The sequence below is a fragment of the Paenibacillus sp. genome (assembly GCF_035645235.1).
GTDB lineage: Bacteria > Bacillota > Bacilli > Paenibacillales > YIM-B00363 > Paenibacillus_AE.
Genome location: NZ_DASQMZ010000049.1, coordinates 1 through 14,824, shown reverse-complemented (window position 1 = coordinate 14,824; position 14,824 = coordinate 1). Strand labels below are relative to the sequence as shown.

11 protein-coding genes are annotated in these 14,824 nt (G+C 57.4%); 5 read left to right on the top strand and 6 right to left on the bottom strand.

Annotation, left to right across the window (positions count from 1 at the left end; all coding sequences use genetic code 11):
- The 4 genes from VEZ38_RS04290 to VEZ38_RS04275 all read right to left on the bottom strand — a co-directional run.
- On the bottom strand, nt 1-872 hold an 872-nt coding region (locus tag VEZ38_RS04290), incomplete at its 3' end, for an ROK family protein (RefSeq protein WP_324892109.1).
- Nucleotides 869-1,780, bottom strand: coding sequence for a sugar ABC transporter permease (locus tag VEZ38_RS04285; RefSeq protein ID WP_324892108.1), 912 nt, complete (start codon nt 1,778-1,780; stop codon nt 869-871). The genes VEZ38_RS04290 and VEZ38_RS04285, both read right to left, overlap by 4 nt.
- A gap of 66 nt (nt 1,781-1,846) precedes the next feature.
- On the bottom strand, nt 1,847-3,226 hold the full coding sequence (locus tag VEZ38_RS04280) for an ABC transporter substrate-binding protein (RefSeq protein ID WP_324892107.1): 1,380 nt from the start codon (nt 3,224-3,226) through the stop codon (nt 1,847-1,849).
- Nucleotides 3,227-3,332: 106 nt separating this feature from the next.
- Entirely contained in the window at nt 3,333-4,223 is an 891-nt protein-coding gene (locus VEZ38_RS04275) for a carbohydrate ABC transporter permease (protein ID WP_324892106.1), read from the bottom strand.
- Between the two features lie 157 nt (nt 4,224-4,380).
- On the opposite strand from VEZ38_RS04275, the gene VEZ38_RS04270 reads away from it, so the two are divergent.
- Nucleotides 4,381-5,310, top strand: a complete 930-nt coding sequence (locus VEZ38_RS04270; RefSeq protein ID WP_324892105.1) for an AraC family transcriptional regulator — start codon at nt 4,381-4,383, stop codon at nt 5,308-5,310.
- A 36-nt stretch (nt 5,311-5,346) separates the two neighbouring features.
- Here the strand turns inward: VEZ38_RS04270 and VEZ38_RS04265 are convergent, their stop codons facing one another.
- Both VEZ38_RS04265 and lspA read right to left on the bottom strand, forming a co-directional pair.
- Entirely contained in the window at nt 5,347-7,941 is a 2,595-nt protein-coding gene (locus tag VEZ38_RS04265) for a glycosyl hydrolase-related protein (RefSeq protein ID WP_324892104.1), read from the bottom strand.
- A gap of 292 nt (nt 7,942-8,233) precedes the next feature.
- On the bottom strand, nt 8,234-8,680 hold the full coding sequence (lspA, locus tag VEZ38_RS04260) for a signal peptidase II (RefSeq protein ID WP_324892103.1): 447 nt from the start codon (nt 8,678-8,680) through the stop codon (nt 8,234-8,236).
- A gap of 277 nt (nt 8,681-8,957) precedes the next feature.
- Here lspA and VEZ38_RS04255 point away from each other — a divergent pair, with 277 nt between their 5' ends.
- The 4 genes from VEZ38_RS04255 to VEZ38_RS04240 all read left to right on the top strand — a co-directional run.
- A complete protein-coding gene (locus tag VEZ38_RS04255; RefSeq protein WP_324892102.1) occupies nt 8,958-11,225 on the top strand; it encodes a helix-turn-helix domain-containing protein in 2,268 nt (755 codons plus the stop codon).
- A gap of 218 nt (nt 11,226-11,443) precedes the next feature.
- Nucleotides 11,444-12,337: an ABC transporter permease gene (locus VEZ38_RS04250; protein ID WP_414694657.1), complete on the top strand. Its 894-nt coding sequence runs from the start codon at nt 11,444-11,446 to the stop codon at nt 12,335-12,337.
- A 15-nt stretch (nt 12,338-12,352) separates the two neighbouring features.
- On the top strand, nt 12,353-13,213 hold the full coding sequence (locus VEZ38_RS04245; protein WP_324892101.1) for a carbohydrate ABC transporter permease: 861 nt from the start codon (nt 12,353-12,355) through the stop codon (nt 13,211-13,213).
- Between the two features lie 64 nt (nt 13,214-13,277).
- Nucleotides 13,278-14,824, top strand: a 1,547-nt coding sequence (locus tag VEZ38_RS04240) for an extracellular solute-binding protein (protein ID WP_324892100.1), incomplete at its 3' end; no start/stop codon positions are given.

The following is a 14,824-nucleotide window of genomic DNA, read 5'->3' as shown; positions in this document are numbered from 1 at the left end:
TCGCTGTAGTGTACCGCGACCTCCGGACGATCCAGCTCCGCGCGTACGCCGTCTTGAAACAAGTCGGCGCTCTTCGCGATCTGCCCGCCGACGACGACGGCTTCCGGCCGGAATCGGTCGACGAAGGGCCGGAGCATCTCTCCCGTCAGCCGTCCGAACCGGCGGAACGTCTCGAGCGCGGCGGCGTCTCCGCTGCGGGCGAGGTCGGCCAAATCCTTGACGTCCAAGGCGGAATCGGCGCCCAGCTCGGCGGCGATTCTCAATATGCCGCGCTTGGAAATGTAATCGTCTACGATGGAATCGCGGAACGGCTCCTTATACAGCCACCCTTCCGGCGGGACGTCGGACCGGTCTTTGACCAGCGCCCCCCTGTCGATGAACGCCGAGCCGGTTCCGGAGCCGAGCGTAAGACAGAGCGTGCGCTCGTACCCGCGGGCGCTGCCCGACAGCAGCTCGCCGAGCGCGAACAAATTCGCGTCGTTCTCGAACACGATGGAGAACGACGCTGCCATCCGCCGGCGCAGTCCGGCGTTTTGCAGCAGCCTGGCGGTCAGCTCCTCGCGAAGATGAACGCCGTATATATGCTCGAATTTCCCCAGGCCGCGGATGCGGCAAATCCCGTTCTCATAATCGAACGGCCCCGGAAACGCGAAGCCGATCCCCGTCAACGTGAAATGTTTATCGATGATTTTCGCCGCTTGCTGTTCGATGACGGACGTAAGATGACGCAGCAGCGTCTCCCGGTCCTCCCTCGAACGGGAAGGGTAAATCATAATCGTATCCATGCACACGTCGCCGCCCGCGGTCAGCACAGCGCCTTTAATGAAGACGCCGCCGACGTCGAGAGCGATGGAATATAAGTTTTGGCTCACTTGTTGTCCGCTCCTTCGTAATACACCCACGACTTGCTCGTGCGCAGGATGATCAAGGTGAGGAGGAGGCTGATCGCGAGCAACACCCATGCCATGGCCGACGCATACCCCATCTGCAGATCGCGGAACGCCTTATTGTACAAATACAACGCATAGAACGTCGTCGAATTTACGGGGCCGCCGCCGGTCATAATGAACGCCTGCACGAACACTTGGAAGCCGCCCAAGACGCCCATGATGAGATTGAAGAAAATGGTCGGCGTCAACATCGGGATCGTAATGTTGACGAACTGCCGCATCCGCCCGGCGCCGTCCACCGTCGCAGCCTCGTACAGCTCGCGGGAGATGCCCTGCAATCCCGCCAAGTAGATGATCATGCCGCCGCCGACGCCCCAGAGGCTCATGAGAATCAGCGACGGCTTCGACCACGTTCGGTCTTGCAGCCAGCCCGGCCCTTCTATGCCGATCTGCGCGAGCGCAGAATTGATAAGGCCGAAGGAAGGATCGAAGATCCATTGCCACAACAACGACACGACGATGATCGAGACGACGCTAGGCAAGTAGAAGATCGTCCGCCAGATGCCGATACCCCTTACCTTCTGGTTAAGAAGCACCGCCATGAGCACACCCGCGACGGTCGAGAGCGGCACGCTGAAGAAGACGAAGTACAGCGTGTTGTACAAACTCTCCCAGAACAACGGATCCTCGGCAAACAGGATGCGGTAGTTCAGCGTCCCGACCCACTTCGGTGCGCTCAACATGTTGTAGGAGGTAAAGCTAAGGTACAAGGAATACAGAATCGGACCGGCCAAGAAGAAAATCAAGCCGATCAGCCACGGGGAGAAAAACAAATACCCGTTGATCGCTTCCCTCGTGCGCATCTTCAGCCGGAGCGGCATGACTCTCATATCGCAGCGAACTCCTTTGCCCCGCGCCGGCCCGGGCGAACCGGACCGGACGCGGGAGTCGATTCATTATTGCGAGGCGGCGTAATTTTTCAGCTCCGTCTCAACGAGCTCTTGCGCCTTCTTCAGCGCATCCTCCGGCGTCATCTCGCCGAGCAGCACGGCCTCCACCTGCGGCTGGATATGGTTCGCCCAGGCGGGGGACCCTTCGACGTACTCGCGGAAGCGCGTGTGCTCCATAATGCCGACGATCGTCTTCCATACCGGATCGTTCATGAACTGCGGGTCGCTGACGGCCGCGATATTCGAATACAGCCCTCGCGACACTTGATGCATCTCGATCTGTACGTCCTTATCCAGCAAGTACTTCATCAGCTCCCACGCGGCATCGGCCCGCGCCTCGTCCTTGTTGTCGATAATTTCGAGGCTGAAGCCGGCCGACCAGCTCGCGGGCGACTTCCGGGCAGGAATCGGCGCGACGCCGAATTCCAAATCCGGGTTGTTGCGCAGAATATCGCCGTATAGCGTATTGTTGTCGACGATCATCGCCACCTTTCCTGCGATGAACGGGTTGTAGCCGAGCGAGCCGGTCTGCGACTTGAAGGCAGTGAACGCTTTGTTGCCGTATTTGGCTTGCACGTCCGCCATCCATCGGAGCGCTTCCAAATTTTCCGGCGTATTGAAGGTCGGCTGCAGGCTATCGTCCCAGAAGTCCCCGCCGTTCGTCCAAGCGAGCGTCCAGAGGTAAAAGTTGCCGAGCGCCGGCGAGAAGCCGATCCGATCGATCATCTCGCCGTTCAGCGTCGTCAGCTTTTCCCCATAGGCAGCTAGCTCCTCCCAGGTCGTCGGCGGCTTCTCCGGGTCGAGGCCCGCCTCGCGGAACGCGGCCTTATTGTAATACAGCAGCCGTACATCGGTTTCGAACGGCATGTTATAGAAGCTGCCCTCGTATTTCGATTGCTCGACGAGCACCGGGAACAGCGCGGACGTGTCGAAGCCGTCGCGGGCGATGTACGGATCAAGGTTGACGAGCGTGCCCGATTTCGCACGGGCGCCGACGTTGCCGATCTCGTTGAGCGACAAGTCCGGACCGCTGCCGCCGGCGACCGCCGTCGTCAGCTTCGTCCAGTAATCCCAGAAGGAGAGACCAAGGTGTTTGACCGTAATATGCGGGTGCTTCGCTTCGAATTCCTTGACGAGCTTTTCCATCGTCGTCTTCATAGCGCCGTCCGAGTAGATATGCCAGAACTGGATCGTGACCGGCTCTTTCGCCTGCTCGGCGGGCGCTTGTGTTTCCGGCGTTTCCGAAACTTCCGCAGTCTCCGGGGGTTGTTGCTTTGCCGGCGGCGGCGCATCTACCGGCGCCGCGCCTTTGCCCGAGCAGGCCGCGAGCAGAACAAGCGTTACAATTATGCATAGCGAAGCGAGAAATCCTTTTCTAAATTCCATCGTACTTACCCCTCCTTGATTGATGTTGGGTGCCGATACATTGCAGGGTACAACGCGGCCGTACCGCGGTTCGCCGGATCACCACCTCCATCCCCGCGGTTCGCCGTCATCCCTTAACCCCGGTCAGCGTAATGCCCTCGATGAAATACCGCTGGCACGTGAAGAACAGCACGATCGTCGGCAGCATGACGATGATCGACGCCGCCATCATGACGTTCCACCGGGTCCCGTACTGCATCTGGAACGAGCGGAGCCCGAGCGCCAGCGTAAATTTGTCGGGGTCGTTCAGGTAAATGAGAGGACCGAGGAAATCGTTCCAAGTCAGCATGAACGTGAAGATGGCGAGCGTCGCCAGCGCCGGCTTCGACAGCGGCAAGAAGATGCGCAGGAAAATAAAAAATTCCGGACACCCGTCAATCTTCGCCGCCTCCGACAGCTCCCTCGGAATCGTGAGGAAAAACTGCCGCAACAGGAAAATATAAAACGCGCCGCCGAAGAAAAACGGAACGGTGAGCGGCAAGTACGTATCGATCCACCCCAGCTGCTTGAACAGAATGAACAGCGGAATCATCGTCACCTGCGAAGGCAGCATCATCGTCGCGAGCAGCAGAACGAACCAGAACGTCCGCCCGGGAAAACGAAGCCTCGCGAACGCATACGCAACGATCGACGAAGAAAGCACGGAGCCGAACATGGAGACGGCCGTGAGGAACGTCGTGTTCCATGCGTACTGTAGGAACGGGAACGATTGGACCGCAGCCTCGTAATTCGACCATTGCGCCTCGCTTGGAATCCATTGCGGCGGAATGTGGAACAAGCCCGCTTCGTTCTTCAGCGACGTGGAAACCATCCAGAAGAACGGCAGGAGGAATAAGGCGCTTCCCGCGGCTAGCAGGGCGTAGACGACGACGCGGTGCGGCAGGTCGCCGAGACGCGGCGGTACCGCGGCGTATTGCCTCGGTGAAGCGCGTACAGTATCATGAGGGAGGGTCGGCATTCTAAAAATCACCCGGTTTCCGTGGAATGTCCTCGCGTCGATCGCGAGATTGAATCCGCTTTCATCGCTTTTATCCTAAGCCATTCGCCCGGTTCCGTCTTTGGGAATTGGTGACATATTTTTATAAAATTGAGACACTCTCGAAGGAGCCTTACCGATGAAATGGTCGCAGCAGCAGCTGAATCAATGCAACGCCCTTCTGAATGAATACGCCGTCGCGCTGCGAGGGAAGGACGTGTCCTATTACGTGCATTACTGGGGCGGCGAAACTCGGCTGTACACGAACCATGTGCACAAGCACTCGTTCTTCGAAATTTGCTACATCTTGGACGGCGCGGGAGAGTACGAGGAAGGGAACGAACGGATTGCGCTGACACCGGGCGTTCTTTTCCTGTCTCGACCCCATCGCCAGCATCAAATCAAAAGCGAAGGCGGGCTGTACATCGTATTCCTCGCCTTCGAATTGATCGAGGCCGAATCGAGTCTCGAAGCCGTCGAGCGGTTCCAACGGTTGGCGAAGACGGATACGTATTGGCTGAAGATGACGCCGGATCAGCCGATCCCGCAACTGTGGTCCGCGCTCGTCTCGACGACGATCGAGCCGTGCTCGTTCCTGGAGGATCACGTGCTCAGTTTATCCCGAGCGCTCGTCACGTCGTTCGAAGCGGCGTTCAATCGATGGAAGCCGCCGCAGCCGGAGCGGCTCGCGCGTCCGAACACGACGACGTTCGTGCATCGGGCGAAGCTGTATATTCGCGACAACCTCCCGCAGCCGCTCAAGCTGTCCGACGTCGCCGAGTATCTCCACATCTCGCCTCGACATCTGTCGAGGCTGTTCACCGGCGAGCTGGGCCAATCGTTCACCGATTACGTACGCAAGGAACGCGTTCGCCAGGCGGCCGCCATGCTAACGACGACCGATTGGTCGATCAAGCGGATCGCCGAAGCGACCGGCTTCGATACGGTCCATTACTTCGCGAACGTCTTCAAAGCGGAAACCGGCCTGCCGCCGGGCGAGTTCAGCAAGAAATTCCGCGGTCAACCGGAGTTGTTCCGGCCCCCGGCCGACGCACGCGCGGCGGAATAGGACCGAAGCGCGGCCATTCGGCCCCCCCTCGGGTCTCTACTGTTCCAAGATGCGAACGGTCAGAAGCGCCCGCGGCCCGAGCTTTGCGCATACGGCGCCCGCGTCGACGCGCAGTACCTCTCGGTCCCGCTCTAGCGCGTCGGTCGCGAAGGCGCGGCCGACGCGGCGGCCCGGCAGCGCAATGCGCGCTTCCGTCTCCGTCTCCAGCAGGTTGTTCATGCGCACGATCACCCCGTTCCCGTCCTCCGCCGGTTTGACGTGGATCGTATTCACGCCTTCGCCTTCCACGATTAATAGCCTTCCTTCGCGGTAGACGGGGCAACGCACCGCGGGGAACAGCTGCACCTTCTGGGAAGCCGCAAGACCGTTCGCGGCGGCGGCGGACGCATCAAACCGCTCGAACGCGAACAGCTCGTATCTCAAGGAGATCACGCCGGGCTGGCTCACCTTGAAATTCGTGTCCCAGTAGTTGTTAATCGGCCAAGCGAGCAGCAGCGGATTCGCATCGCGCGGCACTTCGCGCTGTTCTTTACCGAAATAGAACCCCCCGATCTGCACGAGCGGCGCGTCCGGGCAAGCGAGCGTGACGCCGCGCGTGCCGTCGAAGACGGATACCGTCTGATCGACCGTCACCCAATCACGGCACATGCCCGCAAGCTGCTCCTCGTCCAGCTTCACGAACGTCGATGCGCTGTCGAACACGGCGGTCCAGCCGGCGTCGAGGCGCAACGGGAAGGCGAAGTACATCGCTTCCGGTTCGCGCACGTCCGTCTTGCGCATCGTCGCCGTCAGCTCGATGCCCGGACGGTCTCCGAACATCGCGATGCGTTGCTCGAGGCCTTCGAAGCCCTCCCCTTCCCAGCGCAGGACAAGTTCGACGCAGTTCCCCCGCCGCTCGACGGCGCACGACGCCAGCTTATCGGCGCCGCGGCGCTGCGCTGCCCAATCCCGCTTCCAGCAGCTAATGTTCGCGTTCGTCTTCGCCACATCGCGGTGGTATAACGACGTCCGGTGCGAAGGATGTCGCAGCGGATCGGGCCGCTCGCGCACGAATTGGAACAGCGTCCACGGACTCGACGGGTCGAGCAGCTGCCAGCCGAGCGCCTTGTCGGTCAGTTCCAAGATGCGACCCGTTGCCGGATCATACCGTAGATCATAATAATCGGTATCGATGCGCCCTTCCTCGACCGCGATGCGTCCCCCTTCCGGCGTCTTGCCGTCAAGCTCCGAGAACGGCACGAACTGGTAGCCGAAGGGCTGCACGGTGCGGGTGCCCGCATACGGCAAGGAACGATCCGCGTCGTAATTGTTTTGATGGTAGATATACCGCGCCGCGGACGTCTGCCGGCCTTCCGGCCTATAGATTGGCGGAATGTGCAGGTCGATCGTCTGCGGCGCCGGCGTCGGGTTGACGAGCAGCAACCCTTCGGGCTGCTCCGATTGCAACGGGTTGCCCGCGAACTGCTCCAGCTTCCGATTCATCGCCATGCCGGCCAGACTGTTTCCTTGGTACGCGTAGTGCGCTTTATGCGCCCATAACGCCCTCGTGTAAGGATCGTCCGGGTCGGTGATCGAGATGTTCGCGCCCCACGTATGCTCGTCGTACAGGTTGATTTGCTCCCAAGCTTCAGCGAGCCATCGCCGGTCCGTCCGGTCGGGCCGGCTCGCCAGCGCGGCGAGAAACTCGGCCGTACGCAGGCTCGTCTTCGAACGGCGGTTGAGCCGAGTTTCGTACGCGGAGCTCGCGGCGCCGAAATTCCAATAGTCGGTCCAGTCGCCCGCGAATGTCGGGACAAGCGACTCCGGCAATTCGAGCAGCCTTCGGTGGAACATCTCAGGCGTCACGAGCCGCATCTTCTGCGGGTGCCCCTCGGCGTTCCACCGCTCGATCATCTCGAGCAGTTCCTGGTCCGGCGGCGTGTTGTCGAGCAGCGGAACGTTGGTCGCCGACAGGAAGATGAAGTCGTACGGATAGTCCTGCCGCTCGAGTCGCTCGAAATATTCGTCCAGCCCTTCCTTCATCCGGACCGTGCTCTTCTCCCACAGCTTGCAAAATTGGGTCAGCAGCGAATAATGCTCGCCGTTAAAGCAAAGCAGCGTTCGGCCGTCCGGCGCCTGCCAGCGGAACGCGCGCGGACGCTGCAGCGGGTAGCCGCCGAAGTGAATGTTAATGCCCGTGATGTATAGCTCCACGCCGGCATCGAGCAATATTTGGGCCAGCGTCCAAGGCTGGCCGTTAATATCGTGATTAATCGCCGTGTTGAGCCGGATCCCGAATCGCTCCCGGAGCTCGCGCGCCGGGTACAACATGCGGGCGAGCTGTTCGGCGTTCGTGAGCGGAGCCGTATGCGCGAACATCGCGGAGACGGCGATTTGGCCGTTCCCGGCGTACCGCGCGAACCGCTCGACCTGCCGCTCGTCCGCCTGCTTCAGCCAGCCGAGCACCGGCGCGGTCGCCTCGCACGTCCAGTAAAAACGCGACGCTTCCGGCAGCGACTCCGTCGCTTCGCACAGATCGATCGCTTGATCGATGTACATGTTCTGCAGCTCCATCAGGACGGGCTGCGGATGCGTGTATCCGACGTCGAGATGGCTGTGGTGATAGATGAGAATCTCTTTGATTTTCGACACGCCGCGTTCTCCTCGCTTTTGGGAAAAATGGATTTCGCCCCCATTATACCGAGGCGACTTCGCTCCGTCTTTGCGATTGGACGCCAGCGTTTTATAAAATCGTGACAACGTTTACAAAAAAAAAGCGATGGATCGGTTCCATCGCTGCACCCTCGCCCCCCTACGAGTCAAGCCACTTCCTTTATTAGAACGTGCGCATTGTCTAAACGCCACGACCGACGGGTTCGGACAAAGAACGGCCAACTGGCAATCGGTCAGACCGATTTTCAATGGCTTAATTCAACGGCAACAATTAAGTTGTGCTTTTGTATTTTTTCAGCCACATAACGACTCCATAAACAATAAGAAGTAACACCCCCATCTCGATCGCATGATCGGCCAAGTTAAGTATTCCGCCAGAGCGAATGATGAAATCTGTCACCTGGCCGTATAAAAGTCTATCGATCCCATTTCCAATTGCTCCCCCGACTAGGAACCCAAAACTACAATCGATGAGAGCTCCTTTCATTTCTCCGTTTCTGCGGTAATATAGAACACCCATCACGAAAAACACGGCCGCAATTCCGAAAAGTCGTGCATAGCCTTGAAAAAAACTCCCTGCCATACCGCTATTTTCGATATGTGTGAACTGCATCCCCCACAATATAAATATTTCATTCAAATCAACGTAGGCCCGAATTAAAAACTTAGAAAGCTGGTCCAGTACAACAACGATGAGTGCAATGACGTAAAAAAGCATGCTCGTCCTTCTTTCTTGCAAAATTTTGCAAATCTATGCAAGTAGTATAGATATATTTTTTATGTTCGTCGAGTTCGGCAGTTAGTAATTTGGCGCCGGCGTCGTCAGCTTCGTTCTCCAAGCCTGACTTTACTGCTCCTTCAATTGAAATATTTCTTCACCAATGACAATATAGTTGAAGTATAATTTCACAGTCTCTATAATGGAAACATGGAAAAAGTTGGGCGACTGCGGAGGCGGCTCTCCGCAAAGTTCGCCTTAGTTAAGGGGGGAAATGATGAATTCGAAAACACATGCCTATCGAGCAGCTTTGTTCTGGCGGTTGTTCTCGAACTATTTCGTGCTCATTTTGATTCCCGTCATCGCCGCCGGCATCCTTGCTTTCTTCTATTTCGCGCGTCTCATCGAGAAGGACGCCGAGAAACTGAACGCCGTCGTGATGAGCCATTTCTCCGAGCAAACCGACACCGCCTTCCACGCGCTCCAGACGAACATGATCGACATGCTCAGCACGTCCAACTTGTCCGGCTTGCTTCGCGAAACGGACACCTCGCCAGAAAACCGTCGCCGCTCGGAGCTGATCCATACGCTGCGCGAGCAGCTGATCTCGCTGCAATCCGCCGAGTTGGCGTCGAAAGCGTTCTTGTATTTCGAGGACCAAGACTTGGTCATCGACGCCGATACCTATACCGATAAGGACTACTTCTTTCAATTCCGGTACCCGCTGAACCCGCAGGAGAAAACCGCCTTTCTCTCGCAAATGACCGGCAAGAAAATGATGCAAGTCAGCGACCCGTACGCTTCGCATTTATCCGTCCTGATGAGCTATCCGTTCAACTCGGACGAACCCGACGTGTACTTGGTCGTGAACGTCCATCTGGATCGGCTGCAAAGCCGAATGGACATTCCGGAAAAGTGGGTGACGGGCACCGCGCTCGCCGACAACGACGGACGAGTAATCAGCCAGTCCGGATTGACCGAAAGCGAAACGCGATGGCTGCAGGAGCGCGTACGCTCGCAGATGAAGCCGTTTCAATTTTTAGTTTCCGACGGGAAAGCGCTGTCATTGTCGCGATCCAATTACAACGGAGCATGGTATTACGTCAGCATCGTCGACCTGCACACGCTGCTGAAGCCTGTGCACACGGCCCGACTTGTCGCTTGGGTGTTTCTGGTGTTTTTCCTGACGGTCGGCGGGCTCGTCTCGTCCTATTTCAGCAAGCGTCTGTGCGAACCGATTCAGGAAATTAAGGAAGGGCTGAAGCTGCACCGCGCCTCGCAAGCGCCCATTCCCGACGAAGGAGACGACTTCGACGCGATCAAGCGGTTCTCCCAGTTGATCGTAACGGAAAACAAACAGCTGTCCCAGATGGTGAGCGGAATGATGCCGATCGTGCAGGAGCATTTCGTCACCAAAATATTACTCGGCGAATATCGGGACGCGCTGTCCATCGAAATATACGCGAAGGAAATCGACTTTCCGTACAACAAGAAAGCGATGCGAACGGCGCTCGCCGTCGCGTTGCATTACGAGCCGTCCGTAGACGAACGCATGTCGGAGACGTCGAAGTCGTTCCTGATGGCGGAGCTGAAGGAACGCATTCGGAAGGCGTCGCCATCTGCCGTATGGCTGTGCCAGACGAAGCCGGGCATCGTCGCCTGCGTCGTGCATCACGATCCGTTCCTGCGGTTCGGGCCGAACGATGCAGCGGAGTTGATCGCCATCATCCTGCGGCACTACGGCAGCTACTTCAAGGCGACGATCGGGATCGGGAAGACGGTGCACGCCATCGAAGATTTGCATATATCTTACGAGCATGCGGCTTCCGTCCTCAAATATCGGGGTCTCGACGAGGAAGTGGAAATTTGCACCGACCGATCCGAACCGGACGGTCCGCCATGGGATAATTTCTTGTCCGTACAGGACATCAATCGAATGATGAACCAGTACAAGACGAAGGAATACGACAAGCTGCTCCAAGCGGCGCTTGAGCTGCTGGAAGAAGGCCGACGGCGGCGCGCCAGCGCCAGCCAAGTCAAACATATGTGCGCGGATGTGCTGAACGCGTGGATACGCGCGGTCGGGACGGAGCATCACGATGTGAACGTGCCGTTTTACTCCGGCTTGTACGATCGTCTGAACCGCTGCATGACCTGGGACGACCTGCAGCGTTGCATGCAATCCGTCCATGCCCTCTTATTTCCGACTTCGGAAGCCGGCGACCGCGCAAAGCGGATTTCCGATATTTTGGACTACATCGACGCGAACTACAATCAGGAGTTGTCGATCGAATACTTCGCCGCTGTGATGAACATGTCGGTCGGCCACTTCAGCCGGACGTTCAAGGAGGAGGTCGGGGAGAAGTACGTCGAGTACATCGCCAAATGTCGGGTACGTAAGGCGAAGCAGTTTCTGCTCGAATCCGACATGACGATCGACGACATTGCCGAGGCGGTCGGATACTGGGGCCGTAATTCGTTCATCCGTACATTCCGGAAATACGAAGGTACTACGCCCGCGAAGTACCGTTCTGCGTATCAATAAACGCCAAGAGACTTCATTTTTTCGGAAGTCTCTTTTTTTGATCGCGCCACGCGCGATCGCCGCCGCCGGCGCCTGCCGTCAAAACATGCGACTCCGCGCAAGAATGTACCCTATTCGGAGCGGGTTCGAACTTCGTATAGTAATGCCAACGGCGGGAACGCAAACGTTTATTTTAGGAGGTGGCAGGGGTGGCGGCACGTTCTTCTTATGTATGGCACATGATCATAAAACATAAAACGTTGTACCTGATGATGCTCCCCGGCATTTCGTTCTACTTGATCTTTAAGTATTGGCCGATGTACGGCGTCGTGATCGCGTTCCAGGACTATTCCATCGGTCGGGGCATCCTAGGCAGCAAATTCGTCGGCTTCAAACATTTCGTAGAGTTTTTCTACGTGAACCCGGACTCTTGGAAGCTGATCCGAAACACGGTCATGCTGAACGTGTACGATCTGTTGTTTCATTTTCCGGCGCCGATCGTGCTTGCCGTCTTGTTCCACGAAATCAAAAACAAGATGTTCAAGCGGTTCGTGCAAACCGTCAGCTACATGCCCCACTTCTTGTCGACGGTCGTCATCGCGGGCATCCTCGTCACGTTCCTGTCCCCTTCGACGGGCATCGTCAATCATCTGCTGGTCAAAGCGTTCGGCATCGAGCCGATCCTGTTCCTCGGCATGCCGGAATGGTTTCGGACGATCTACGTCGGCTCGGAAATATGGCAGAAGGTCGGCTGGGGCACAATTTTGTATTTGGCCGCGATCGCCGGCATCGACCCTACTTTATATGAGGCGGCCAAGATGGACGGCGCCAACCGGTTTCAGCAGATGCGCCACGTCACGTTCGTCGGCATGGTTCCCGTCATGATCATTCTGTTCGTGCTGACGCTCGGCAATTTCATGGAAAGCGGGTTTCAGAAAATTTTGCTCCTCTACAACACGATGAACTACGAGACTTCGGATGTCATCAATACGTTCGTGTACCGGCGGGGCATCCTGGACGCGGATTTCAGCTTCGCGACAGCGGTCGGTCTGTTCCAGTCGGCGATCGGCTTTCTGCTCGTCGTCGCCGCGAATCGGTTCGTCCGAAAATACGGCCAGACCAGCCTTTGGTAAAGGAGCGACGCCTTCATGAAAATGAAAGAAAGCATTCCGTCCCGAATCTTCGACCTGTGCAACTACGGAATCATGGTCGCGCTCGTCATCGTCATGACGTACCCGATGCTTTTCGTATTTTCCGCGTCGATCAGCGACAGCGCGCTCGTCGCCAGAGGGGACGTCGTCCTGTGGCCGAAAGGGGTGACGCTGCTCGCTTACGAGAAGCTGGTGTACAATCCCGATCTATGGATCAGCTACTGGAACACCATTCGCTATACGATCGTCCACACGGCGCTTACGTTGGTCGCGACCGCGGCGATGGCGTATCCGCTCTCGAAGCGGTGGCTGCCCGGCCGTCGCCCCATCTTGCTTATGGCCGCGTTCACGTTGCTGTTCGGCGGCGGCATGATACCGACCTTCCTCGTCGTGCAGCAGCTCGGCATGTTGAACACAATCTGGGCGATCGTGCTGCCGACGCTCATCAGCACCTGGCATCTGTTCATCATGCGGACGTTCTTCGAGGCGTTGCCCGAAGAACTGGAGGACGCGGCGACGATCGACGGGTGCGGTCCGCTCCAGGTGCTGTGGCGCATCGTCCTTCCGCTCTCGATGCCGGTCATGGCGACGATTGGCTTGTTTACCGCCGTAAACCAGTGGAACGCGTTCTTCGACGCGCTCATCTATCTGAACGACCGCGAGATGTATCCGCTGCAAATCATGCTCCGCAACATCCTCGTCGCTGGCACCAACGTGCAGGGCGAAGGCGATCTCAGTTACTTGGAAACGCTGAAATACGCCATGATCATGATCGCGACGCTGCCGATTCTTTGCGTCTACCCGTTCGTTCAGAAATATTTCGTGCAGGGTACGATGATCGGCGGCATTAAGGGATAGTCATAGATTCGCTCGAATCTATCTCTATATAAAACCAAAATATTAAGCTTTGGGAGGTTTGAACATGGACAGAAAATTATCTGCAACGTTATTGGCCGCTGTCATGCTTATCGGTACAATCGCGGCAGGCTGCGCCAACAACGACGAGGACGCCGCAGCCGGTACGCCGGACACGGCGGAGCCCGCAAAGCAGGAGCCCATTACCTTCTCCTGGCTCGTGTATGACCGCGTAGAAGGAAAGGTGCGCCAAGACTGGGAGATTTTCAAAGAGATCGAAGCGAAAACCGGCGTGTCGGTCGACTTCCAGGTCGTCAGCCAGGAGGGTCTGACCGAGAAAAGGCAAATTATGATCGCCACGAACTCCACCACTGACTTCATCGAGGTCGATAATCAGCAAGGCAGGGAGCACGGCCCGGACAACGTGTTCCTAAACTTGAACGACTATTTGGACTCCGCTCCGAACCTCGCGAAGTTTTTCGAAGCGTATCCCGAAGCGAAAGCGGTGGCGACGGGCGCGGACGGCGGCATCTACACGGTTCCGGTCGTTCAAGGGGATGCCGAGGGCAAAGGGTTTAACTTCATTTGGTACACGCGGAAAGACCTGATGGATCGGTTCGGGCTGAAACCTCCGACGTCGATTGACGAGTTTTACGAATTCTTGAAAGCTTACAAACAAAACATGCCGGACTCGTACCCGCTCATCTCCAACGCCATCGTCGGCGATACTGGCTTGTACACGACGTTCGGCCGCATCTTTACCGGCATTCACGGCTTCTTCAACCTCGATCCCGAGACCGATACATACGCCTTCGCTCCGTATCATCCCGGGTATAAAGACGCTATCGTCTTCCTGAATAAGCTGTATACCGAGAAACTGCTCGACCCGGAATACTCCTTGCTCACGCAAGCGCAATGGGAAGAGCGCATCTTAAAGGGCAAGTCGCTCGTGACGTACTTCTGGAAGGCCGATTTAGAAACGCTGCAGGAAAAAGCCCGCCAAGCCGGTACGCCCGACTACGAGCTCGACGCCATTCCGATGTTCGCCGCGGACGGCATTCGGACGTATCAGTTCTCTCGCCCGGTCATCGGAGGCGTAGGTCGCGCCGTCTCGGCCAACGTCAAGGACAAGGAGCGCGCTGTTCAGTTCCTCGATTATCTCGTCGGCGAGGAAGGTTCGAATTACTTGTCGCTCGGCATCGAAGGCAAGACGTACACGATGGTAGACGGAGAGCCGGTGTACATGGAAGCGTTCGGCCCGTCCCCGTTCGTTCCGCTTCGCAAAGACTGGGGCGTATGGTACGACATGGTGACGTTGGATAACGCCAAGTCGCGCGCGGCTTGGGAGCGAGGCCTCAGCGAGAAGAGCAAGGACATCAACGCGAGATACACCGAGTTTATTATTCCGGCGCCGAAGCAAATCGTAAAGACGCAAGAAGAGCTGGAGCTCGAAAAATCGAAGCTGACGAATCTGAACAAATTCCTCGAGCAGAAAATTACCGAATTCGTTACCGGGAAGACGCCGATCGACGACGCCTCGTATCAGGAGTTTATCGATCAAGCGAAGAAGCTTGGCGCCGACGAGCTGCTGAACATGTATAACGCAGCGTACGT

Bases quoted from the DNA above. Each gene is read 5' to 3' on its own strand.
- VEZ38_RS04275 (WP_324892106.1), bottom strand. From the start codon at position 4,223: ATGCCGACCCTCCCTCATGATACTGTACGCGCTTCACCGAGGCAATAC.
- VEZ38_RS04270 (WP_324892105.1), top strand. From the start codon at position 4,381: ATGAAATGGTCGCAGCAGCAGCTGAATCAATGCAACGCCCTTCTGAAT.
- lspA (WP_324892103.1), bottom strand. From the start codon at position 8,680: ATGCTTTTTTACGTCATTGCACTCATCGTTGTTGTACTGGACCAGCTT.
- VEZ38_RS04255 (WP_324892102.1), top strand. From the start codon at position 8,958: ATGAATTCGAAAACACATGCCTATCGAGCAGCTTTGTTCTGGCGGTTG.
- VEZ38_RS04285 (WP_324892108.1), bottom strand. From the start codon at position 1,780: ATGAGAGTCATGCCGCTCCGGCTGAAGATGCGCACGAGGGAAGCGATC.
- VEZ38_RS04280 (WP_324892107.1), bottom strand. From the start codon at position 3,226: ATGGAATTTAGAAAAGGATTTCTCGCTTCGCTATGCATAATTGTAACG.
- VEZ38_RS04250 (WP_414694657.1), top strand. From the start codon at position 11,444: ATGATCATAAAACATAAAACGTTGTACCTGATGATGCTCCCCGGCATT.
- VEZ38_RS04245 (WP_324892101.1), top strand. From the start codon at position 12,353: ATGAAAATGAAAGAAAGCATTCCGTCCCGAATCTTCGACCTGTGCAAC.